This window comes from Pseudomonas lalkuanensis (genome assembly GCF_008807375.1).
Taxonomy (GTDB): Bacteria; Pseudomonadota; Gammaproteobacteria; order Pseudomonadales; family Pseudomonadaceae; genus Metapseudomonas; species Metapseudomonas lalkuanensis.
The window spans coordinates 3,324,135-3,345,997 of sequence record NZ_CP043311.1 but is presented as its reverse complement, the minus strand read 5'-3'; the positions used below and the strand labels follow the sequence as shown (position 1 = coordinate 3,345,997).

The window sequence follows — 21,863 nt, the reverse complement described above, 5'->3', positions numbered from 1 at the left end:
CGCTTGGGTATGAGGTGAAGCCATGTTGAACCGCGAGCTCGAAGTCACCCTCAATCTTGCCTTCAAGGAGGCCCGCGCCAAGCGCCACGAATTCATGACGGTCGAGCACTTGCTGCTCGCGCTGCTGGATAACGAAGCCGCTGCCACCGTATTGCGTGCATGCGGCGCGAACATGGACAAACTGCGGCACGACCTGCAGGAGTTCATAGACTCCACCACCCCGCTGATTCCGCAGCACGACGAAGACCGTGAAACCCAGCCCACGCTCGGATTCCAGCGCGTTCTGCAGCGTGCGGTATTCCACGTGCAGAGTTCCGGCAAGCGTGAAGTCACTGGCGCCAACGTATTGGTCGCCATCTTCAGTGAGCAGGAGAGCCAGGCCGTATTCCTGCTGAAGCAGCAGAGCGTGGCTCGCATCGATGTCGTCAACTACATCGCCCATGGCATCTCCAAGGTTCCGGGCCATGGCGAGCAGCACGAACACGACCAGGAGATGCAGGACGAGGAGGGCGGCGAAGCCTCCGCTTCCGGCCATCCGCTGGATGCCTATGCCAGCAACCTCAACGAGCTGGCGCGCATGGGGCGGATCGATCCGCTGGTCGGTCGCGAGAACGAAGTGGAGCGCGTTGCCCAGATTCTGGCGCGTCGCCGCAAGAACAACCCGCTGCTGGTAGGTGAGGCCGGTGTTGGCAAGACTGCCATCGCCGAAGGCCTGGCCAAGCGCATCGTCGACAATCAGGTGCCCGACCTGCTGGCCGACAGCGTGGTTTATTCCCTGGACCTTGGCGCGTTGCTGGCGGGTACCAAATATCGTGGCGACTTCGAGAAGCGCTTCAAGGCGCTGCTCAATGAGCTGCGCAAGCGCCCGCACGCAATCCTCTTCATCGACGAGATCCACACCATCATTGGTGCGGGCGCAGCGTCGGGCGGGGTGATGGATGCGTCGAACCTCCTCAAGCCGCTGCTTTCTTCCGGCGAGATCCGTTGCATCGGCTCCACCACCTTCCAGGAATTCCGCGGCATCTTCGAGAAGGATCGGGCCCTGGCGCGGCGCTTCCAGAAGGTCGACGTGACCGAACCATCGGTCGAGGACACCGTGGGCATCCTCAAGGGGCTCAAGGCGCGCTTCGAGCAGCATCACCACATCGAGTACAGCGATGAGGCGCTGCGTGCCGCGGCTGAGCTGGCGGCACGCTACATCAACGACCGGCACATGCCCGACAAGGCGATCGATGTGATCGACGAAGCTGGCGCCTACCAGCGTCTGCAGCCGGAAGAGAAGCGCGCGAAGCGTATCGAGGTGGCGCAGGTCGAAGACATTGTGGCCAAGATCGCGCGGATTCCTCCGAAGCACGTCACCAGCTCGGACAAGGAGTTGCTGCGTAACCTGGAGCGCGACCTGAAGCTGACGGTGTTCGGCCAGGACGCTGCCATCGATTCCCTGTCGACTGCCATCAAGCTTTCCCGTGCGGGCCTCAAATCTCCGGACAAGCCGGTAGGTTCCTTCCTGTTCGCCGGCCCCACCGGCGTGGGCAAGACCGAGGTGGCGCGTCAGTTGGCGAAGGCGATGGGCATCGAGCTGCTTCGCTTCGACATGTCCGAGTATATGGAGCGCCACACCGTGTCGCGTCTGATCGGTGCGCCTCCGGGGTATGTGGGATTCGACCAGGGCGGCCTGCTGACTGAGGCCATCACCAAGATGCCGCATTGCGTGCTGTTGCTGGATGAGATCGAAAAGGCTCACCCGGAAGTCTTCAACCTGCTGCTGCAGGTGATGGACCACGGCACCCTGACCGACAACAATGGTCGCAAGGCGGACTTCCGCAACGTGATCCTGATCATGACCACTAACGCCGGCGCCGAAACCGCTGCGCGGGCTTCCATCGGCTTCACCCTGCAGGATCACTCCTCGGATGCCATGGAAGTCATTCGCAAGAGCTTCACGCCGGAATTCCGCAACCGTCTGGATACCATCATCCAGTTCGGTCGCCTGAGCCACGAAGTCATCAAGAACGTCGTGGACAAGTTCCTCACGGAGCTGCAGGCGCAGCTGGAAGACAAGCGTGTGCAGTTGGTTGTCAGCGATGAAGCGCGTGGTTGGCTGGCTGAGCGTGGCTACGATGCGCAGATGGGGGCTCGGCCCATGGCGCGCCTGATCCAGGACAAGATCAAGCGACCGCTGGCGGAGGAAATCCTGTTTGGCGAACTGGCCGAGCACGGCGGAGTGGTGCACGTCGACGTCAAGGACGAGGAGCTCAGCTTCGAGTTCGAAACCACTGCAGAGATGGCCTGACGGCCATCCACAAAAAAGCCCGGCAGATGCCGGGCTTTTTTATGATCATTCGATCAGCGGGCGCGGTAGGTGATGCGGCCCTTGCTCAGATCGTACGGCGTCAGCTCGACGCGAACTTTATCGCCGGTGAGGATGCGGATGTAATTCTTGCGCATCTTGCCGGAAATGTGCGCGGTGACGACGTGCCCATTTTCCAACTCCACACGGAACATGGTGTTGGGCAGGGTGTCGATGACAGTGCCTTCCATTTCGAAGCTGTCTTCTTTCGACATGCAGTAAAGCCCTCGGTATTCAATGATGGGCCCTGCCGCAGGTGCGGCGGGCAAAAACGGCGTGCATTGTGCCCGAAAACAGCACTGCTCGCCAAGGGCTTCAGCTAAGCGTTACCCAGCGCTGATTGACGAACAGCTCGATAGGCCGGTATTGGGTCTTGTAGTTCATCTTCCTGCAGTTCTTGATCCAATAGCCGAGATAGACGGCCTGCAGGCCGAGGCGAGCGGTTTCACCGATCTGCCAGAGGATGGCGTAGCGCCCAAGGCTTCGGCGTTCTTCGTCGGGGTCGTAGAAGGTGTAGACCGCTGAAAGCCCATTAGGCAGGACGTCAGTGACGGCCACCGCCTTCAATGCGCCGTTGAGGCGGAACTCATAGAAGCGGGAAAAGGGCAGGTCGCGCACCAGGAAGGTGGAAAACTGGTCGCGACTGGGCGGATACATGTCGCCGTCGGCGTGGCGTTGCTCGATATAGCGGACGTAAAGCGCGTAGTACTCCTCGGTGAATGCCGGGCGTACGGCGATAACGGTCAGGTCCGCGTTGCGCTTGAGGATGCGCTTCTGCTGGCGATTGGGAATGAACTGGTCGGCTGGAATGCGCGCCGGTACGCAGGCATTGCAACGCTGGCAGTGGGGGCGGTAGAGGTGGTCGCCGCTGCGGCGGAAACCCATTTCCGAGAGTTCGGCATAGACGTCCACGTCCATGGGCTGGCTGGGGTCGAGGAACAGAGTGGTGGCCTGCTCCTCGGGCAAATAGCTGCAAGGATGCGGTTGAGTGGCGTAAAACTTGAGACGAGCCAGCTCGGTCATGATCAACCCCTGGGAAAACCCTTCAGCAAGTGTATGTCAGGCTGCGGGGCTCGCCTAGGCGGTCCAGTCAGCGACGTTCGGCTGGTCGAGGTAGAGCTGCAGGTAGAGGGAGAACTTGTCGCGGCTGATGGTACGGGCGCCAAAACTCTGCAGGTGCTGGGTGGGCATCTGGCAGTCGATGAGCACGAATCCCCAGGTGTGCAGGTGTTGTACTAGGGTGGCGAAGCCGACCTTGGAAGCGTTGTCGACCCTGCTGAACATGGACTCGCCGAAGAACAGCTTGCCCATGGCGAGGCCATACAGGCCGCCAACAAGCTGGTCGTCTTGCCAGACTTCCACGGAGTGCGCGACACCGCGGAGGTGCAGTTCGACATAGGCGGACTGCATGGCTGAGGTGATCCAGGTGCCGTCGGCGTAGCTGCGTGGCTCGGCGCAACCCGCGATGACCGCAGGGAATGCCTGGTCGAAGGTCACCCGGAAGCGCTGCTGGCGCATCAGCTTGGAAAGGCTGCGGGAAATGTGGATTTCCTGGGGTGGCAACACGGTACGTGGATCCGGAGACCACCAGAGGATGGGCTGGCCCTCCTGGTACCAGGGGAAGCAGCCGTGGCGATAAGCCTGGATCAGTCGCTCCGGTGACAGGTCGCCGCCGGCCGCGAGCAGGCCGTTGGGTTCGCGCATGGCGCGCCCGAGTGGCGGGAAGTCGAGAGAGTCGCGTTGCAGCCAGGTGAGCATGGGAGAGGGGAGGGCGGACCCGAAGGTCCGCCGTACCTGTCAGTTGTCGTCGAGGAACTTCTCTGCGTCCAGCGCGGCCATGCAGCCCGAGCCGGCGGAGGTGATCGCCTGGCGGTATACGTGGTCTGCCACGTCGCCGGCAGCGAACACGCCCGGGATGCTGGTGGCAGTGGCGTTGCCTTCCAGGCCGCCCTGGACGATCAGGTAGCCGTCACGCATTTCCAGTTGGCCCTTGAACAGGTCGGTGTTCGGCTTGTGGCCAATAGCAATGAAGACGCCGGCCAGGGACAGCTCCTTGGTGCTGCCGTCGGCGGTGCTCTTCAGGCGCACGCCGGTAACGCCGGTGTTGTCGCCCAGGACTTCATCCAGGGTGTGGTTCCAGTGCAGGCGGACGTTACCGTTGGCGGCTTTCTCGAACAGCTTGTCCTGGAGGATCTTCTCGGAACGCAGCTTGTCGCGGCGGTGGATCAGGTGCACTTCCTTGGCGATGTTGGCCAGGTAGAGCGCTTCCTCTACTGCAGTGTTGCCACCGCCGACCACGCAGACCACCTGGTTGCGATAGAAGAAACCGTCGCAAGTGGCGCAGGCGGAGACGCCCTTGCCGGCGAAGGCTTCTTCGGACGGCAGGCCGAGGTACTGGGCAGAGGCACCAGTGGCGAGGATCAGTGCATCGCAGCTGTAGGTGCCGCTGTCACCCTTGAGGATGAACGGGCGCTTCTGCAACTCGGCGGTGTGGATGTGGTCGTAGACAATCTCGGTGTCGAAGCGCTCGGCGTGCTTCTGCATGCGCTCCATCAGGGCCGGGCCGGTCAGGCCTTCGACATCACCGGGCCAGTTGTCCACTTCGGTGGTGGTGGTCAGTTGGCCGCCAGGCTGGATGCCGGTGATGACCACAGGCTTCAGGTTGGCGCGAGCCGCATATACGGCCGCGGTGTACCCCGCCGGGCCGGAGCCCAGGACGATCAATCGGGAATGCTTGACTTCGCTCATAAAAAGGCTCCATAAGTCTTTGTCACGAAAGAAAATGCATGCTCCAATTGAGCATTGCGCAAATCGTTGGCGGCTATGCTACACCGAAGCGCGAGACGTCGCCAAAACGCCGGAGCGACAATCCGTTCCCACATGGCGTCGCGCGGGCAAATCCGTACAATGGGCCACGTTCCGAATGGGTTGGAGCCCGTGATGGCACACTGCCTGGCGGACTTTCACCCTCGACCGACTCTTGAGCGCGCCATGGGCGCAGGAAAAGACGCGTTTTGAAGAATTCCACGACCAGAGCCCAGATCCCTGTCTGGCGCCAGCAATTGCATTATCGCCTCAAGGAAGGTGCGTTGATCGCGCTGGGCGCAGTCTGCCTCTACCTGTGGATGGCGCTGCTCACCTACGATTCCTCGGATCCGGGCTGGACCCACACCAGCAACGTCGAGCAGGTGCAGAATGCGGCAGGCCGACTCGGTGCCTGGTTCGCCGACATCCTGTTCATGGCGCTGGGCTACTTCGCCTATGTCTTCCCGCTGTTGTTGGCGATCAAGACGCTGCAGGTCTTCCGGCACCGCCATGAGCCCATCGACTGGAGCGGCTGGCTGTTCTCCTGGCGCCTGATCGGCCTGGTCTTCCTGGTACTGTCCGGCGCCGCGTTGGCCGATATCCACTTCCAGGACCACGCCGGCCTGCCGGCTTCCGCTGGCGGCGCCCTCGGCGAAAGCCTCAGTCATCTGTCGGTCAATGCCCTCAATGTGCAGGGCAGTACGCTGCTGTTCTTTGCCCTGTTCCTGTTCGGCCTGACCGTGTTCACCGATCTGTCCTGGTTCAAGGTCATGGACCTGACGGGGAAGATCACCCTCGATCTCTTCGAACTCATCCAGAACGCCGTCAATCGCTGGTGGAGCGCGCGCCTGGAGCGCAAGCAGCTGGTCGCCAAGTTGCGTGAAGTGGATGTGCGCGTGAATGAGGTGGCCGCGCCGGTGGTACCTGATCGTCGCGAGCAGGCCAAGGTCAAGGAACGCCTCATCGAGCGCGAAGAAGCCCTGACCAAGCACATGACCGAACGTGAGAAGCGCCCCGCGCCGGTCATTGCTCCGCCGCCGTCGCCCAAGCCGGCCGAGCCGAGCAAGCGTGTTCAAAAGGAAAAGCAGGCGCCGCTCTTCGTCGATACGGCTATCGAAGGCACGCTGCCGCCCATTTCCATCCTCGACGCGGCCGAGAAGAAGCAGAAGAGCTTCTCGCCGGAATCCCTGGAAGCGATGTCGCGCCTCCTGGAAATCAAGCTGAAGGAATTCGGCGTCGAAGTGATTGTGGAATCGGTTCACCCGGGCCCGGTGATCACCCGTTTCGAGATTCAGCCGGCCGCTGGCGTGAAGGTGAGCCGCATCTCCAACCTGGCAAAGGACCTGGCACGCTCCCTGGCGGTGATCAGCGTTCGCGTCGTGGAGGTGATTCCCGGCAAGACCACCGTCGGCATCGAGATTCCCAACGAGGACCGTCAGATCGTGCGCTTCTCCGAAGTGCTCGAGTCGTCCGAATACGACGAGGCCAAGTCGCCGGTCACCCTGGCCCTTGGCCATGATATCGGCGGTAAGCCGATCATCACCGACCTGGCGAAGATGCCTCACCTGCTGGTAGCCGGTACCACCGGTTCCGGTAAGTCGGTGGGCGTGAACGCCATGATCCTGTCGATCCTGTTCAAATCCACGCCGGAGCAGGCGCGGATGATCATGATCGACCCGAAGATGCTCGAACTCTCCATTTACGAAGGCATCCCGCACCTGCTGTGTCCGGTGGTCACCGACATGAAGGAAGCCGCCAACGCCCTGCGTTGGAGCGTCGCCGAGATGGAGCGGCGCTACAAGCTGATGGCCGCCATGGGCGTGCGTAACCTCGCGGGCTTCAACCGCAAGGTGAAGGATGCCGAGGAAGCCGGAACCCCGCTGACCGACCCGCTCTATCGCCGTGAGAGCATGGAAGACGAGGCGCCGCTGCTGAAGACACTGCCAACCATCGTGGTCGTGGTCGACGAGTTCGCCGACATGATGATGATCGTTGGCAAGAAGGTCGAAGAGCTGATCGCTCGTATCGCCCAGAAGGCACGTGCCGCCGGTATCCACCTGATCCTCGCGACCCAGCGCCCCTCGGTGGACGTGATCACCGGCCTGATCAAGGCCAACATTCCGACCCGCATGGCGTTCCAGGTATCCAGCAAGATCGACTCGCGCACTATCCTCGACCAGGGCGGTGCGGAACAGTTGCTCGGTCACGGTGACATGCTCTACCTGCCGCCGGGCACTGGCCTGCCGATCCGCGTGCATGGCGCCTTCGTATCCGACGATGAAGTGCACCGTGTGGTGGAGGCCTGGAAGCTGCGTGGCGCACCTGACTACATCGAAGACATCCTTGCCGGCGTGGAAGAGGGTGGTGGTGGTTCTTCCGGCGGCTTCGACGGCGGTGAAGGGGGTAGCGAAGGCAGCGAAGACGATCCGCTTTACGACGAGGCCGTGCGCTTCGTTACCGAAAGCCGCCGTGCTTCGATTTCCGCGGTGCAGCGCAAGCTGAAGATTGGCTACAACCGCGCCGCGCGCATGATCGAGGCGATGGAAATGGCCGGGGTGGTGAGCCCCATGAACGGCAACGGGTCGCGCGAGGTCATCGCGCCGTCACCGGTGCGAGACTGATCCGAAACGGATTTTTGACGAGGATTTCCATGCGACTGATCCGCATGCTCATGGTGGCCGCACTTGGTCTGGCTGCCCTGAACGCCCAGGCTGATGACAATGTGGCCATCAACCGCCTGACTGAAATGCTGAACAAGGCCCAGACCATCACGGGTCGCTTTTCCCAGTTGACGCTGGACGGCTCCGGTACTCAACTGCAGGAAACTTCCGGCGAGTTGTCGCTCAAGCGTCCGGGGCTGTTCCGCTGGCATACCGATGCGCCGATGGAGCAACTGCTGGTGTCCAATGGCGAAAAGGTCTGGCTGTACGACCCGGACCTGCAGCAGGTGACCATCCAGACCCTGGACCAGCGTCTGACCCACACCCCGGCGCTGTTGCTGTCCGGTGACGTCTCGAAGATCAGCGAGAATTTCGAGATCACTCACAAGGAGGGCGGCGATGTGGTGGACTTCATTCTCAAGCCCAAGGCCAAGGACACCCTGTTTGACACCTTGCGACTGTCGTTCCGCAATGGCGTGATCAACGACATGCAGCTGATCGACAGCGTCGGACAGCGCACCAACATCCTCTTCCTCGGGATCAAGATGAACCAGGCGATCGACGCCGCGCAGTTCAACTTCCAGATTCCGGAAGGCGCCGACGTCATCCAGGAATAAGCTGTAACGCCCATGGACCTTTTCCGCTCCGCACCCATCGCCCAGCCGCTGGCGGCGCGCTTGCGTGCCGCCAGCCTGGACGAGTATGTCGGCCAGGAGCACCTGCTGGCGCCGGGCAAGCCACTGCGTGAGGCCCTGGAGCAGGGCGCGCTGCACTCGATGATCTTCTGGGGGCCGCCAGGCGTGGGCAAGACCACCCTGGCCAAGTTGCTGGCACAGGTCACCGATGCTCATTTCGAGACTATCTCTGCGGTCCTTTCGGGCGTGAAAGAGATTCGCCAGTCGGTGGAAATGGCCAAGCAGCAGGCCGCGCAGTACGGTCGCCGTACCATCCTGTTCGTGGACGAGGTGCACCGTTTCAACAAGTCCCAGCAGGACGCCTTCCTGCCCTACGTGGAAGACGGCACCCTGATCTTTATCGGTGCCACCACCGAGAACCCTTCCTTCGAGCTCAACAACGCGCTGCTGTCCCGTGCTCGCGTCTATGTGCTGAAGAGCCTGGACGAGGCCGCCCTGCGCAAGCTGGTGGCTCGCGCCCTGAACGAGGACAGGGGGCTGGGCAAGCGCCAGCTGAGCCTGCCGGACGAAAGCTTCTCCATCCTCATGGCGGCTGCTGATGGCGATGGCAGGCGTCTGCTCAACCTGCTGGAAAACGCGGCGGACCTCGCCGAAGACGGCGGTGAGATCGGTGCCGAGCTGCTGCAGAACCTGCTGGGAGATAGTCGTCGCCGCTTTGACAAGGGCGGCGAAGCGTTCTACGACCAGATTTCCGCCCTGCACAAGTCGGTGCGTGGCTCCGACCCGGATGCCGCGCTCTACTGGTACGCGCGTATGCTCGACGGCGGTTGCGATCCGCTGTACATCGCGCGCCGTGTCGTGCGTATGGCCAGCGAAGACATCGGCAATGCCGACCCGCGCGCCCTGAGCCTTTGCCTGTCCGCCTGGGACGTCCAGGAGCGCCTCGGCAGCCCCGAAGGTGAACTGGCCGTCGCCCAGGCCATCACCTATCTGGCCTGTGCGCCGAAGAGCAATGCCGTCTACATGGCCTTCAAGGCTGCCATGCGCGACGCCGCCGAGAACGGTTCGCTGGAAGTGCCGCTGCACTTGCGCAACGCCCCGACCAAGCTGATGAAGCAGCTGGGCTATGGCGAGGAGTATCGTTACGCCCATGACGAGCCGGATGCCTATGCGGCGGGGGAAGACTACTTCCCCGACCAGCTCGAGCCGCGGCAGTACTACCAGCCGGTACCACGCGGCCTGGAATTGAAGATTCGCGACAAGCTGCAGCACCTGAAGGGCCTGGACCGTAGCAGTCCCTGGCAACGGAGAAAGTCGTGATCGGACTCGTTCTGGCAGTCTCTGCCGGCGGCGTGGCGGGTACGCTGCTTCGATTCGCTACTGGCAATCTGGTCGCTACCTACTGGCCACGCTACTTCTACGCCGGTACCCTTGCGGTCAACATCGTCGGTTGCCTGCTGATTGGCTATTTATATGGCCTGTTCCTGCTGCGTCCCGAGGTGCCGGTGGAAATCCGCTCGGGCCTCATGGTGGGATTCCTGGGTGGCCTGACGACTTTTTCATCCTTTTCCCTCGACACGCTGCGCCTGCTGGAAAGCGGCCAGCTGCCTCTGGCCATGGGCTATGCGGCGCTGAGCGTGTTGGGCGGTCTGCTCGCCACTTGGGCAGGCCTGATACTGACGAAAATCTGAGAGACGAGAACCTGACATGCTCGATGCCAAACTGGTCCGCACCCAGCCCCGGGAAGTCGCGGAACGCCTTGCTACCCGTGGCTTTGAACTGGACGTAGCGCGCCTGGAGGCGCTGGAGAACCAGCGCAAGTCGGTGCAGACCCGCACCGAACAGCTGCAGGCCGAGCGCAACGCCCGTTCCAAGTCCATCGGCCAGGCCAAGCAGCGCGGTGAAGACATCGCGCCGCTGCTGGCTGATGTCGACCGCATGGGGACCGAGCTGGAAGAGGGCAAGCGCGAGCTGGAAAGCATCCAGGCCGAGCTGGACAACCTGCTGCTGAATATTCCGAACCTGCCCCATGAGTCCGTGCCGGTCGGCGCAGATGAGGAAGCCAACGTCGAAGTGCGCCGCTGGGGTGCTCCGCGTAGCTTCGATTTCGAGATCAAGGACCACGTCGCCCTGGGCGAGCAGCACGGCTGGCTGGATTTCGAAACCGCCGCCAAGCTCTCCGGCGCGCGTTTCGCTCTGCTGCGTGGTCCCATCGCCCGCCTGCACCGCGCCCTGGCGCAGTTCATGATCAATCTGCATGTCACCGACCACGGCTACGAAGAGGCCTATACGCCTTATCTGGTCCAGGCCCCGGCCCTGCAGGGCACCGGCCAGCTGCCGAAGTTCGAGGAAGACCTGTTCAAGATCTCTCGCGAGAACGAGGCCGACTTCTACCTGATTCCGACCGCCGAGGTTTCCCTGACCAACATCGTTGCGGGCGAGATCGTTGACGCCAAGCAGCTGCCGATCAAGTTCGTCGCCCATACGCCGTGCTTCCGCAGCGAGGCGGGCGCGTCTGGCCGTGATACCCGCGGCATGATTCGCCAGCACCAGTTCGACAAGGTCGAGATGGTCCAGATCGTCGAGCCGTCCAAGTCCTTCGAGGCCCTGGAAGGCATGACCGCCAACGCCGAGCGCGTACTGCAGCTGCTCGAGCTGCCGTACCGTGTACTCGCGCTCTGCACCGGCGACATGGGCTTCAGCGCCACCAAGACCTACGACCTGGAAGTCTGGGTGCCCAGCCAGGACAAGTACCGCGAGATTTCTTCCTGCTCGAACTGCGGTGACTTCCAGGCCCGTCGCATGCAGGCGCGCTATCGCAACCCGGAAACCGGCAAACCGGAGCTGGTACACACCCTGAACGGCTCCGGCCTGGCGGTTGGCCGTACCCTGGTTGCGGTACTGGAGAACTACCAGCAGGCCGACGGCAGCATCCGTGTGCCTGAAGTGCTCAAGCCCTACATGGGCGGCATAGAAGTCATCGGCTGATTGACGTTTCCCCTGCCCGTGCGGGGGTTGTGCAACGTCCTACCGCCCGCGTCGTAGCCAGGCTGCACGCGGGCGGTGACCTTTCGAGCTCCACCACCCGTTATTGCTAGAAGGCGCTTCTATGGATTTCCTCCCACTGTTCCACAATCTTCAAGGGCGCCAGGTGCTCGTTGTAGGTGGGGGCGAAGTGGCCCTGCGCAAGGCACGCTTGCTGGCGGATGCCGGTGCGCGGCTGCGAGTGGTTGCGCCACAGATCGACGCACAGCTGCAGGAAATGGTGGAGCAGGGAGGTGGCGAGTCCCTTTTGCGGGGTTACCGGGAGGCGGATCTGGATGCCTGCGTGCTGGTCATTGCTGCCAGTGACGATCAGCAGCTGAACGCCGAGATTTCGGCTCAGTCCCAGGCGCGTGGCATTCCGGTCAATGTCGTGGACGCGCCGAAGCTGTGCAGCGTGATCTTCCCGGCCATCGTTGATCGTTCGCCCTTGATCGTCGCCGTTTCCAGTGCCGGCGATGCTCCGGTGCTGGCTCGGTTGATTCGCGCCAAGATCGAAACCTGGATTCCCGCTGCCTATGGCCAGTTGGCTGGCCTGGCGAAGAAATTCCGTGACCAGGTAAAGACCCTGTTCCCGGATGTGCAGCAGCGCCGGGTGTTCTGGGAGGAGGTGTTCCAGGGTCCGGTGGCCGAGCGCATGTTGGCTGGACAAGGTGCCGAGGCCGAGCGCCTCCTGGCCGAACGGGTCGCCGGCGGCGTCCCCAGGGTTTTGGGTGAGGTCTATCTGGTGGGTGCCGGGCCGGGTGATCCTGACCTGCTGACTTTCCGTGCCCTGCGCCTGATGCAACAGGCGGATGTGGTGCTTTACGACCGGTTGGTGGCAGCGCCAATCATCGAACTTTGCCGTCGTGACGCCGAGCGCATTTACGTAGGCAAGCGCCGGGCCGATCATGCCGTGCCGCAGGATGAGATCAACCGTCTGCTGATCGAGCAGGCCAAGCTGGGCAAGCGGGTGTTGCGCCTGAAGGGCGGGGACCCGTTTATCTTCGGCCGTGGCGGCGAGGAAATCGAAGAGTTGGCGGCCAATGGAATTCCCTTCCAGGTCGTGCCCGGTATCACTGCCGCTTCGGGCTGCTCTACCTATGCCGGTATTCCGCTGACCCATCGCGACTATGCGCAGTCGGTGCGCTTCGTCACTGGCCACCTGAAGGATGGAAGCTGTGATCTGCCTTGGAGTGATCTTGTTGCGCCGGGACAGACCCTGGTGTTCTACATGGGGCTGGTCGGTCTGCCGGTAATCTGCGAGCAGCTGATCAAGCACGGTCGCGCTGCTGAAACGCCGGCGGCGCTGATACAGCAAGGCACCACCAGTCGCCAGCGGGTGTTCACCGGCACCCTGGCCAACTTGCCACAACTGGTGGCGGAGCACGAAGTCCACGCGCCCACCCTGGTGATCGTGGGTGAGGTCGTGACCCTGCGCGACAAGCTGGCCTGGTTCGAAGGTGATCAGGCCGGAGCCTGATCCTTCTCCGCGACCGACAGGGCCTTCAGGTGCTCGCGGCCATGGGGTCGATTGAAGTCCTGCACTGGCCCTAGCGGCACCACGCCCGTGGGATTGATGGTGCGATGGCTGGCGTAATAGTGGTGCTTGATATGGGTGAAGTTCACCGTCTCCGCCACACCTGGCCATTGGTACAGCTCTCGCAGCCAGCCTGAAAGATTGGGGTAGTCCTCCAGGCGCCGTAGGTTGCACTTGAAGTGTCCGTGGTACACCGCATCGAAGCGGATCAGGGTGGTGAAGAGGCGCCAGTCCGCTTCGGTGATCCGTTCGCCTGTCAGGTAGCGACGTGTTTCCAGCAGTGCATCCAACTGATCCAGTTCGTCGAAGAGGGTGTGGAAGGCTTCCTCATAGGCTTCCTGGGAGGTGGCGAAGCCGGCGCGATACACGCCATTGTTGATCGCCGGATAGATGCGCTCGTTGAGTTCATCTATCCCCGCTCGCAGCGAGTCCGGGTAGAAATCGAGACGGTTGCCGGTGAGGTGATCGAAGGCGCTGTTGAACATCCGGATGATCTCGGACGACTCGTTGCTGACGATGCGTCCGTTTTGCTTGTCCCAGAGTAAGGGCACGGTAACCCGGCCGCTGTAGTCGGCGGTGTCCTGCGTATAGCGCTGGTGCAGGTAGGCCAGTCCATCCAGCTTGTCGCCGGTGGAGCCGAACTGCGGGTCGAAAGTCCAGCCCTGTTCTCGCATCAGCCAGCTCACTACCGATACGTCGATTAGCGATTCCAGGCCTTTCAGCTTGCGGAAGATCAGGGTGCGGTGTGCCCAGGGGCACGCCAGGGATACATAGAGGTGATAGCGGCCGGCTTCAGCGGGGAAGCTGCCTATGCCCGAAGGGCCCGGTGAACCATCGGTGGTGATCCAGTTGCGTCGTCGCGCGCTTTCACGCTGGAAGCGGCCATCCTTGGCGGTGTCGTACCACTTGTCTTGCCATTTCCCATCGATCAACAGGCCCATGGTCGGTCTCCGAAATTGAGTTCGGATTAGAGTCTATCGATAGCCGTTCGATGGAAAAGCGTAATTTGGTGGTTCTGATTATCGATCAGTTCGATGAGTTGCGTGCTTCCCAGATGCGCTCTGCTTCTGCAAAGGCCTGCTCGCGCTCCGTGCCGAGTCCGCGCAAGGCCAGGGCGAGAGTGGTTCGAATCGCCAGTCGGCCGTATTCATCCTCGCATTCACCGCGCCAGACGCGGACGAGTTGGGTGGCATCGAGGCTTTCCGGCTTCACATGACGCAAGGGGGAAAGTGCGGGCCATTCTTCATCCCACGCTTCACCGTCGGTCGTGCCATAGAGATGGCAGGCGGCGTCAGGGTTGGCTTCGATCTCGCCGCCTTCGCCCTTGATGACGATAGCGTGGTCACCCAGGAGCCTGCTGGCCTCGCGGTGTTCCGCCTGGTAGCCGGGATGGAAGATGCTCTGCAGGCCACAGCGGGCGCTGAGCGGATTGAGGATGCGTGCCAGGGAGTGGATGGGAGAGCGCAGGCCTAGGGTGTTGCGCAGGTCGATCATTCGCTGCAGTTGCGGCGCCCAGGCTCCCAGGGGAATGAAGGCCAGTTGGCGCTCGTCGAGAGCAGTGGCGACCTGTTCCCAGTTCTGGCACAGGGGAATATCCAGCAGCTCCAGCAGTTGCTCGCTGTAGAGCCGCCCGGCGGTATGGGCGCCGCCGCCGTGCAGCAGGATGCGTATGCCGCTGTCGGCCAGGGCCTTCGCGGCCAGCAGGTACCAGGGCAGGTGGCGCTTCTTGCCGGCGTAGCTTGGCCAGTCCAGGTCGACGGCGATGGCCGGCGCCTGGTTGCGCTGCCGGAACGCTTCGGTGAAACCGGCCAGTTCCTCGGCGTTCTCTTCCTTGTGGCGCAGCAACATGAGGAAGGCACCAAGCTGGGTGTCCTCCACTTCGCCGTCCAGAAGCATGCCCATGGCTTCGCGCGCTTCCTCGCGGGTCATATTGCGGGCGCCGCGCTTGCCTTTACCGAGTATCCGTACGAACTGGGCGAAGGGATGTTCAGGTGGTGTGACGAGATTCATAGGCAATTGGTCGGCTTCGGCAGTCCGGCGAGCTTGGCAGCAAGCTTGGCCGGTGCGCCCTTGAACAGGCGGTTCAGGTGCAGGCTGTTACCCTTGTCAGGGCCGAGCTTCTGCGCCACGTATTTGACCAGCGGGCGGTTGGCCGGGGAGAGCTGGAATTCGGCATAGAAGCCGCGAAGCAGCTCAAGGATTTCCCAGTGTTCAGGCTGCAACTCCAGCTCTTCGCGCACCGCCAGCGCGGTGGCGACCGCCGGGCTCCAGTCGGCCAGTTCCTGGAGGTAGCCATCCTTGTCCAGCGGGATGCTGCGGCCGTCGATCAGAAGTTCGCTCATATCCAGCTGTTCACCTTGTCGTAGCGGCAGCACAGCTCGACGAACGCCGGGTAGTCCACTGCGCTCAGGCGCGAGGGCAGGTCAGTCAGTGCACGGGCCTCGAGGTCTTCGGCAAGCGCGTGCAAGGCAATCGATTCGGGCATCAGTTCCAGGGCCTGACGGGCCACGCTGCCTGGCTGCAGGGCGTAGACCGCTTCGCCGCTGAGCAGCAGGCCATCATCGGGTCCCAGCAGTCGAAGGCAGCTACCGAGGCGGCTGTCGGTGAACGGGGAGTGGGAAAGGATATGCAGCGTGGCCATCAGAGAGTGAGCACCTGGTCGTAGCGGTCGATAAGGGCAGTCAGGGCGCTGTCGTCGAGAACTTCCACCGCGAGTTTCAGGGTAGCGCCTTCCAGTCCACGCTCCTGCAGGCTGCGTGCAGAGGCGTAGAGCGACTCCACGCCAAACAGCGGCAGGGCCTGGAGGTTGGCGGTCAGGTCCTTTTGCTCAAGCGAAGTTGGGTGCTGGTTGGCGACGAGCTGGAACACGCCGTCATCCAGGAACAGCAAGCCAAGGGGTAGATCGAAGGCGCCGCCGGCGAGGGCAATATCCAGGGCCTCGCGGGCGCCCGGACCGCTCCACGGACCCTGGCGGCTGATGATCAGCATGGACTTCATCTCAATTGCCTCCAAAGCTGACCAGTCGATCGGCCATCTGCGCCGCTTCGTGCAACTGGCCCAGACCGGAAAGCTCCCAGCCCTCGGCCAGGTTGGCGGCCGGGCGCTCGTAGCGTCGTGCCTCTTCCTGATTCAACACGCCGCGGCGCAACGCCGCGGCGATGCAGACGACGCCGTCCAGCTTGTGCTTGTGCACGAAATCACTCCATTCCGCGGAGAGGTTCGGCTCGTCCTGAGGGGCGACGACATTGACGGAGGCGCTGTGTACGCCGTCCTGATAGAAGAACAGGCGGACAATTTCATGGCCGCCGGCCAGGCACGCTTCCGCAAAGCGCAGGGCGCGACGGGAGGAAGGCGCGTGGGGTGGGGCGAACAGGGCAATGGCGAATTTCATGGTCGCTCGGGCGAATGGAAAACTGCTGGAATGATACGGCCAGACGCATTCTTTTGCCCGTCCGGACAGAAAAAAGCCCGCCGAAGCGGGCTAGTCCGAGGAGCGGTTGGCGATCAATCGTCGCTGCTGAATACGCCAACCAGTTGCAGCAGGCTGATGAACAGGTTGTAGATGGATACGTACAGGCTGATGGTGGCCATGATGTAGTTGCGCTCGCCGCCATGGATGATGGCGCTAGTCTGGAAGAGGATGCAGACCGACGAGAACACCACGAAGCCGGCGCTGATCGCCAACTGCAGACCGCTGATGTTGAAGAAGAGGCTGACCAGCATGGCGCCGATCAGCACGAAGAAGCCCGCGGTGATGAAGCCGCCAAGGAAGCTCATGTCCTTGCGGGTGGTCAGCACGTAAGCGGACAGACCGAAGAATACCAGGGCGGTCATGGCGAAGGCCGAGCTCACCACCTCGCCGCCGTTGGGCATGCCGAGGTACATGTTGAGGATCGGGCCCAGGGTGTAGCCCATGAAGCCCGTCAGGGCGAAGGTGGATACCAGGCCCCAGGCAGAATCGCGCAGCTTCACGGTCAGGAAGAACAGTCCGTAGAAACCGATCAGTACGACGAAGATGCTGGGGTAGGGCACGCGCATCTGCTGTGCGACGTAGGCGACCAGGCCGCTGAACGCCAGCGTCAGGGCCAGGAGCCCGTAGGTATTGCGAAGGACGCGGCTGACTTCCAGCTGCTCCGCCTGCGCAGGGTTGAGGGCATAGTTCTGTTCGTTCATCGCGACACTCCCGAAAATGGTTTCCGTGACCTTGGTCAGTTCTGGATATTAACAGAGGCTCTGAAGCCGCCAATTGCAAGAGTTTGACAGCGTGTTGCGTTCCGGTAGTATGGCGCCCCGCGCAAGCGGAGGTGTGGCCGAGTGGTTTAAGGCAGCGGTCTTGAAAACCGCCGAAGGGGAGACTCTTCCGTGAGTTCGAATCTCACCGCCTCCGCCATCTAACTCATTGATTTCAAAGGAAAAATATTCCTGAAAACGCCAAATGGGAGCGTTTTGGGAACACTTTGGGAACAATAGACCACTGGGGGCCTTCTCGACAGAGAGGCCCCCAGTGTCGTTTCAGAGGTCCAGCGCGCGGTTCAGCATGCCCACGATGTCGGGGCCGTCCTTGCTGATGAATTTGGCGTAGTGCTTGAAGACCATGGCCGTGGAGCTGTGCCCCAGCTGGTCGGCGATCCACTCGGGTGAGGCCACACTGCTGCTGAGGATCTGGCTGGCGAAGGTGTGCCGGCACTGGTTCGGCCCGCGGTAGCGCACGCCGGCCTTCTTCAGGTGAATCTTCCACCAGCCATTACGCAGGTTGTCCGAAGTCGAGTAGGGCTGGCCGGTACCGCCGTTGTGGAAGACAAACCGCACCTTCTGTCGCCGGATTGTCCGGTTGTCCCGCTCCGTCACCTCAATCTCTACCGGTTTCAGGTTACCTGTCAGTTTCTCCTGGGCTTGAAGCGCCCGGAGCGCAGGGGCCAGCAGACGAACTTCTCGTGTCGATCGGCGCGTCTTGGTGACCTTGTACTTGCTCCGCACCCTGGCGCGCCGGAACAGGACGGTGCCGGCGACCAGGTCCACGTCCTCCCAAGCAAGAGAGATGGCCTCCGAAACCCTCGGCCCCGTCCAGATCATGAACTGCGCAAGGTTCAGCTCCTGGGCGCGATCTGAGTCCGTGCTAAGAATCAGATCGATCTCCTCCCTGGTGAAAGGATCGGGGTCGTCCGAGTCCGGCAGCGATACCACGATGCCGTCTGTTGGGTCGTGCGCTGATCTGTTCCTGGTGCGATAGAGACGGAAGACCTGCCGGACGATGCTCAGAATCTCGCGCACCGTCTTGTTATGCAGCTTTGGCATCAGCGTGCCCTGGATCCACACCTGCAGGTCCAGATGGTCGATCTGGTCGGCGTGGACGTGGCCCCAGCGTGGCCGAACATGGTGCTCGATCCGGCTCTCGTGACTGCGGATGCCCGAGGCAGCCATCTGGTTGCGCTTGATGCCCAGCCAGAGGTCGATGTAGTGGCCAAAGGTGTTGGTCTGGATCCTGGTCGAATCCGGGAAGTGCCGGGCATAGCTGAACGTTCCGGCCTCGATCTCGTACTGAATGACACCGACTATGCGCTCGGCGTTGGCAATGTTTGCTGGTGTGGCAGCGCCGGGAATTGGCTCCCGGCAAAGCTCGCCCTCGTATCGGAAGTAGATGCGGATACTGTTGCCGCGAACCTCGACGCCCGCTGACATAACACTCTCAATCCTCTGCTGCGCGTAAGTCGGGAAGCCATTGGTAGCCCAACTGGCTGGTGGATGCTGTCAGCTCCTGCTGAATACAGCGCTAGAGCGAGCTGAACGTCCAGCACTTCACCGTCCCCGGCCGCGCTGACATCGGGTTGCGCAGGGCATGGTGGCTGCGCACGGCGCTGTCCACTGCCTTGCTGGCGCCGAGGAACTTGCGCGACTGGCTGTTGCGCAGCACCTCGCGCAGGGTGCCGACGTCGGCCAGCTGCTGACGGTGCTCGCTGGCGCGCTGGACGAATTCGTTGAGGTTGATGGCGATCAGTTTCGGGTTCTTGCTGTGGTTCACCACTGGGCCGTCGTCCAGGGACTCCAGGTACTCGAACACCTCCCAGAACTCCGCCACCGCCGGGTGATCGGCGCTGACGGCGGACTGGCGCTCCAGGGCCATGGCCGCAAGGCAAAGGCGGGTCTGGTTGACCTGGTGCTCGCTCAGCTTCACCACCAGACGCAGACAATCCAGGCTGGCCAGGAGCTGGGCGTGGTTCTTGATGATCCGCTCGATGCGGATTTGCCCTCGTAGCCGGTTGCCGCAGTGGCTACAGGCGGCGTTTTCATCCGCATTGGCGAAGGGCTGGCCGCAGGCAAAACAGCGCGTGTGCATGTGCCGCAGGCGGGCGTCGTGCTCCTGCAGGCACTCGGCGAAGCGTTCCAGCACCTGGGCCTCGTGCTTCACCGCGCGCAGCAGGAAGTGGCTCAGCTGATCGCCGTCCAGGGCGTTGAGGTTGTCTGCTGCCGCAATGCTCTCGTCGGTTGCCGTGGGGCGCACGAAGTGCAGCTTGCAGATACGGGTGAGGATCGCTTCCGAGGCGCTGACAGGGGCGTTCTGGCTGATGACGATGGTGCCGCGAAAGGGTGGCTCATAGGTTTCGTTGCCGGCGGTCTTCATGCCCCGGGTTCGCAGCGTGCCGCCGCCGTAGAAGTCCTTCAGCTCGTCCCAGTCGAAGGACTTCAGGTGCAGCCGGTCCGGCTCGTTGCGGTCGGCCTCGATCAGCACCACCGGCATGCCGGCGACCTGGCCCATCAGGCGGGAGCGCCCGGCCACGGAGGATTTGGACGGGTCGAAACCCTCGTAACCGGCGCGGCCCAGCAGCTTCCAGAGGAACATGAGCAGGGTGGATTTGCCGGCGCCTGGCTCGCCCGTCATCTCCAGGAAAGGGAAGGACTGCCATCGTCCGCGGATCTGCTCCGCGAACAGCGAGGTGAAGAAGAAGGTCAGCCCGACCAGCCCCTGGGCACCGAAGCAGGTCCAGAGCAGCCGTAGCCACTCCTCGTCGTAGCGTTTCGAATCCCGCTCCGGGCGGATGACGATGGATTTCTGCAAGCTCTTCAGGCGCAGCTTGCCGAACTCGAAGAAGTCCTCCGCGTTTACCTGGTTCACGACGCCATTGCGCACGGCCACGTCGCCGAACACATAGCAGCCGTGCTCCTTGCTGTAGCCCACGTAGTCGATGGTCTCCACGGTTTTCAGGCCGTAGAGCTGGTCCTTCATTATCTTGTCCAGCTGCTGGCCGCTGCCGGTGAACACCGCGCCGGCGGCCATGCTCAGCAGGCGCTTCTTGAACTCGCTGGCCGCTGCTACCTGGGCGCCGGTGAAAGTGTTCTTCACGCTCGGTCCGTCGTGGGGGAAGTCCACGCGGAAGTAGTACCAGGACTCGTCCGTGATCTCGTTGCGCTGGAAGTACAGTGCTTCCGGGTAGCAGTTGGCGATCTCGGTCACGCAGCCGGACTGGCGCAGTGCTTTCTCGCGCATCTGGCGATTGTTGAGGAGTTGGTCGTCGTGATGGTCGCTGCTCTCCAGCGCCTGGACGGCCTTGTTGAACTTCTCCAGGTCCAGCTTGAACCAGTACAGGCGCTGCCCGAAGCCAAAGTGGAATTCCTGCCGCTCGCGCCATTCGTACATCAGCAGCGCCTTTTCCGAGGCCGTCTCGGCCAGCAGCAGGGCGCCAAAGTGGCGGGCCTCCTCGAGGGCGCGGTGGCGCAGGTCGGCACGTTTCTCCTCGTCGCTCTCGAAGCTCCAGCGCTGGTGCAGGTCATTCCAGTCCAGCTTGCGACTGTCGGGCTGCGGGACTTGCGCGGCGTCGCAGGCATAGCCCAACTCGCGGGCCTGCCGCACCCACTTCTTCGTGTAGCGGTGCGCCCCGGGCTCGTTGTCCAGCGCCCACACCAGCTTCGGCAGCTTGCCGCCGCGATTGCGTGCCAGGGCCTTGAGGGACTCTTCCGGAAAGGCGTTGGACGACAGCGCCGCCACCGCCGCGATGCCGTGGTGGAGCAGGGCGATGGCGTCGAAGATGCCCTCGACAATCCAGAGCTCCTTCACCTCGAACAGATCCACGCACGGCGGGCACCACCACACGCCCTTGTAGCTGGCCCCGGGCTTGAAGCGTGCCTTCTGCTTGCCGAAGCGGTGGGGCCGGTCGATCAGCCGTTCCCAATAGCCGCCTTTCTCCAGGGCGAAGCGCACCGTGGCCGAGCCTTCGCCCAGCTCGCGGGACCAGAAATTCTCCTGGCTGAACCAGCCCTCGATCAGCTCCAGGTGAAAGCCCCGGGCGAACTCCAGGTAGGCGCGGGCGGTGGCGTTGGGTTGCTGGTCCGTCGCCGGTACCCGGTCGCTCCAGTCGTCGAACAAGTCCTCGTACAGCTCCTTCACATGCCACTGCTGGCCGCACTTGCTCTCGCGGCCGCAGTGCACCGTCCAGGGGGCATCTGACCGGCAGTAGAGCTCCCGTTTCCCGCAGGCCGGGCAGGTGCCCTTGCGCAGGTACAGCGTGCCCTTGATCGCCTGCAGGCCGTAATCCACCTGCAGGCGCTGCAGAAGCTCACCGCGCAGTGCGTCTCTCATCGTTGCAGCTCCAGATCGCGAACTGCCTCGCGTGCCGCCTGCAGCGTGCGGGAGAGGGCGGCCAGGGCCGGGTAGTCATCCAGGATGCGACGGGTGCGTATTGCCGCCGGCACCGTGCGGTAGCGATCAGCAAACCACTGCAACTGAATTGAATGCTCGTACTGCGCCACCAGAAAGCGGTGATAGGCGCGCACCTGCTTGGGTGTGAGCTCCAGGTGCAGATTGACGGTGTGGGTCATGCGGATCTCCTTGCGCTGGGCGTAGCTCACCCAAACCCATG

At 62.6% G+C, this 21,863-nt stretch carries 21 protein-coding genes and 1 tRNA gene; 8 read left to right on the top strand and 14 right to left on the bottom strand.

The genetic code is table 11. From position 1 onward, the window contains the following. Positions 1-22 precede the first annotated feature (22 nt). A complete protein-coding gene (gene clpA / locus FXN65_RS15615) occupies positions 23-2,293 on the top strand; it encodes an ATP-dependent Clp protease ATP-binding subunit ClpA (RefSeq protein ID WP_151134058.1) in 2,271 nt (756 codons plus the stop codon). Positions 2,294-2,346: 53 nt separating this feature from the next. Here the strand turns inward: clpA and infA are convergent, their stop codons facing one another. From infA to trxB, 4 genes are all read right to left on the bottom strand, one after another. Then, positions 2,347-2,565, bottom strand: coding sequence for a translation initiation factor IF-1 (gene infA / locus FXN65_RS15610; protein ID WP_016492441.1), 219 nt, complete (start codon positions 2,563-2,565; stop codon positions 2,347-2,349). 100 nt (positions 2,566-2,665) lie between these two features. Next, positions 2,666-3,373, bottom strand: a complete 708-nt coding sequence (locus FXN65_RS15605) for an arginyltransferase (RefSeq protein ID WP_151134057.1) — start codon at positions 3,371-3,373, stop codon at positions 2,666-2,668. 54 nt (positions 3,374-3,427) lie between these two features. Further along, complete coding sequence (gene aat, locus FXN65_RS15600; RefSeq protein WP_151134056.1) at positions 3,428-4,108, bottom strand: leucyl/phenylalanyl-tRNA--protein transferase; 681 nt, start codon at positions 4,106-4,108, stop codon at positions 3,428-3,430. Between the two features lie 39 nt (positions 4,109-4,147). Beyond that, positions 4,148-5,098, bottom strand: a complete 951-nt coding sequence (gene trxB / locus FXN65_RS15595; RefSeq protein WP_151134055.1) for a thioredoxin-disulfide reductase — start codon at positions 5,096-5,098, stop codon at positions 4,148-4,150. A gap of 266 nt (positions 5,099-5,364) precedes the next feature. Between trxB and ftsK the strand changes: the two genes are divergently transcribed. From ftsK to cysG, 6 genes are all read left to right on the top strand, one after another. Continuing rightward, on the top strand, positions 5,365-7,776 hold the full coding sequence (gene ftsK / locus FXN65_RS15590; protein WP_151134054.1) for a DNA translocase FtsK: 2,412 nt from the start codon (positions 5,365-5,367) through the stop codon (positions 7,774-7,776). A gap of 29 nt (positions 7,777-7,805) precedes the next feature. Next, the gene (gene lolA / locus FXN65_RS15585) at positions 7,806-8,432 is read left to right on the top strand and encodes an outer membrane lipoprotein chaperone LolA (RefSeq protein ID WP_151134053.1); all 627 of its coding nucleotides are present in this window, start codon (positions 7,806-7,808) and stop codon (positions 8,430-8,432) included. Between the two features lie 12 nt (positions 8,433-8,444). Beyond that, positions 8,445-9,770 carry a replication-associated recombination protein A gene (locus FXN65_RS15580; RefSeq protein WP_151134052.1) on the top strand — a complete coding sequence of 442 codons (1,326 nt, stop codon included), beginning with the start codon at positions 8,445-8,447 and terminating at the stop codon, positions 9,768-9,770. Continuing rightward, positions 9,767-10,141: a fluoride efflux transporter CrcB gene (gene crcB / locus FXN65_RS15575; protein ID WP_151134051.1), complete on the top strand. Its 375-nt coding sequence runs from the start codon at positions 9,767-9,769 to the stop codon at positions 10,139-10,141. Before FXN65_RS15580 ends, crcB begins: the two co-directional genes overlap by 4 nt. 16 nt (positions 10,142-10,157) lie before the next feature. Then, on the top strand, positions 10,158-11,438 hold the full coding sequence (serS, locus tag FXN65_RS15570; RefSeq protein WP_151134050.1) for a serine--tRNA ligase: 1,281 nt from the start codon (positions 10,158-10,160) through the stop codon (positions 11,436-11,438). 121 nt (positions 11,439-11,559) lie between these two features. Beyond that, the gene (gene cysG, locus FXN65_RS15565; RefSeq protein ID WP_151134049.1) at positions 11,560-12,954 is read left to right on the top strand and encodes a siroheme synthase CysG; all 1,395 of its coding nucleotides are present in this window, start codon (positions 11,560-11,562) and stop codon (positions 12,952-12,954) included. Here cysG and FXN65_RS15560 read toward each other — a convergent pair. From FXN65_RS15560 to FXN65_RS15530, 7 genes are all read right to left on the bottom strand, one after another. Next, positions 12,939-13,952, bottom strand: a complete 1,014-nt coding sequence (locus FXN65_RS15560) for a glutathione S-transferase family protein (RefSeq protein ID WP_151134048.1) — start codon at positions 13,950-13,952, stop codon at positions 12,939-12,941. The two genes, cysG and FXN65_RS15560, sit on opposite strands and share 16 nt — an antisense overlap. Before the next feature lie 85 nt (positions 13,953-14,037). Next, positions 14,038-15,021: a glycosyl transferase family protein gene (locus FXN65_RS15555; protein ID WP_151134047.1), complete on the bottom strand. Its 984-nt coding sequence runs from the start codon at positions 15,019-15,021 to the stop codon at positions 14,038-14,040. Further along, complete coding sequence (locus tag FXN65_RS15550) at positions 15,018-15,353, bottom strand: TusE/DsrC/DsvC family sulfur relay protein (RefSeq protein WP_151134046.1); 336 nt, start codon at positions 15,351-15,353, stop codon at positions 15,018-15,020. The genes FXN65_RS15555 and FXN65_RS15550 overlap by 4 nt, the downstream gene beginning before the upstream one ends. Beyond that, positions 15,350-15,652 carry a sulfurtransferase complex subunit TusB gene (tusB, locus tag FXN65_RS15545; RefSeq protein ID WP_151134045.1) on the bottom strand — a complete coding sequence of 101 codons (303 nt, stop codon included), beginning with the start codon at positions 15,650-15,652 and terminating at the stop codon, positions 15,350-15,352. Before tusB ends, FXN65_RS15550 begins: the two co-directional genes overlap by 4 nt. After that, a complete protein-coding gene (tusC, locus tag FXN65_RS15540) occupies positions 15,652-16,008 on the bottom strand; it encodes a sulfurtransferase complex subunit TusC (RefSeq protein ID WP_151134044.1) in 357 nt (118 codons plus the stop codon). The genes tusB and tusC overlap by 1 nt, the downstream gene beginning before the upstream one ends. 1 nt (position 16,009) lies before the next feature. Further along, on the bottom strand, positions 16,010-16,402 hold the full coding sequence (tusD, locus tag FXN65_RS15535) for a sulfurtransferase complex subunit TusD (protein WP_151134043.1): 393 nt from the start codon (positions 16,400-16,402) through the stop codon (positions 16,010-16,012). A 113-nt stretch (positions 16,403-16,515) separates the two neighbouring features. Beyond that, complete coding sequence (locus tag FXN65_RS15530) at positions 16,516-17,184, bottom strand: Bax inhibitor-1/YccA family protein (RefSeq protein ID WP_151134042.1); 669 nt, start codon at positions 17,182-17,184, stop codon at positions 16,516-16,518. 127 nt (positions 17,185-17,311) lie between these two features. Between FXN65_RS15530 and FXN65_RS15525 the strand changes: the two genes are divergently transcribed. After that, a tRNA-Ser gene (locus FXN65_RS15525) sits at positions 17,312-17,401 on the top strand. 122 nt (positions 17,402-17,523) lie between these two features. On the opposite strand, the gene FXN65_RS15520 is transcribed toward FXN65_RS15525, so the two are convergent. The 3 genes from FXN65_RS15520 to FXN65_RS15510 form a co-directional block, all read right to left on the bottom strand. Further along, on the bottom strand, positions 17,524-18,690 hold the full coding sequence (locus tag FXN65_RS15520) for an Arm DNA-binding domain-containing protein (RefSeq protein WP_151134041.1): 1,167 nt from the start codon (positions 18,688-18,690) through the stop codon (positions 17,524-17,526). Between the two features lie 91 nt (positions 18,691-18,781). Next, the gene (locus FXN65_RS15515) at positions 18,782-21,583 is read right to left on the bottom strand and encodes a toprim domain-containing protein (protein WP_151134040.1); all 2,802 of its coding nucleotides are present in this window, start codon (positions 21,581-21,583) and stop codon (positions 18,782-18,784) included. Then, positions 21,580-21,822: a hypothetical protein gene (locus FXN65_RS15510; protein ID WP_151134039.1), complete on the bottom strand. Its 243-nt coding sequence runs from the start codon at positions 21,820-21,822 to the stop codon at positions 21,580-21,582. Before FXN65_RS15510 ends, FXN65_RS15515 begins: the two co-directional genes overlap by 4 nt. Positions 21,823-21,863 lie beyond the last annotated feature (41 nt).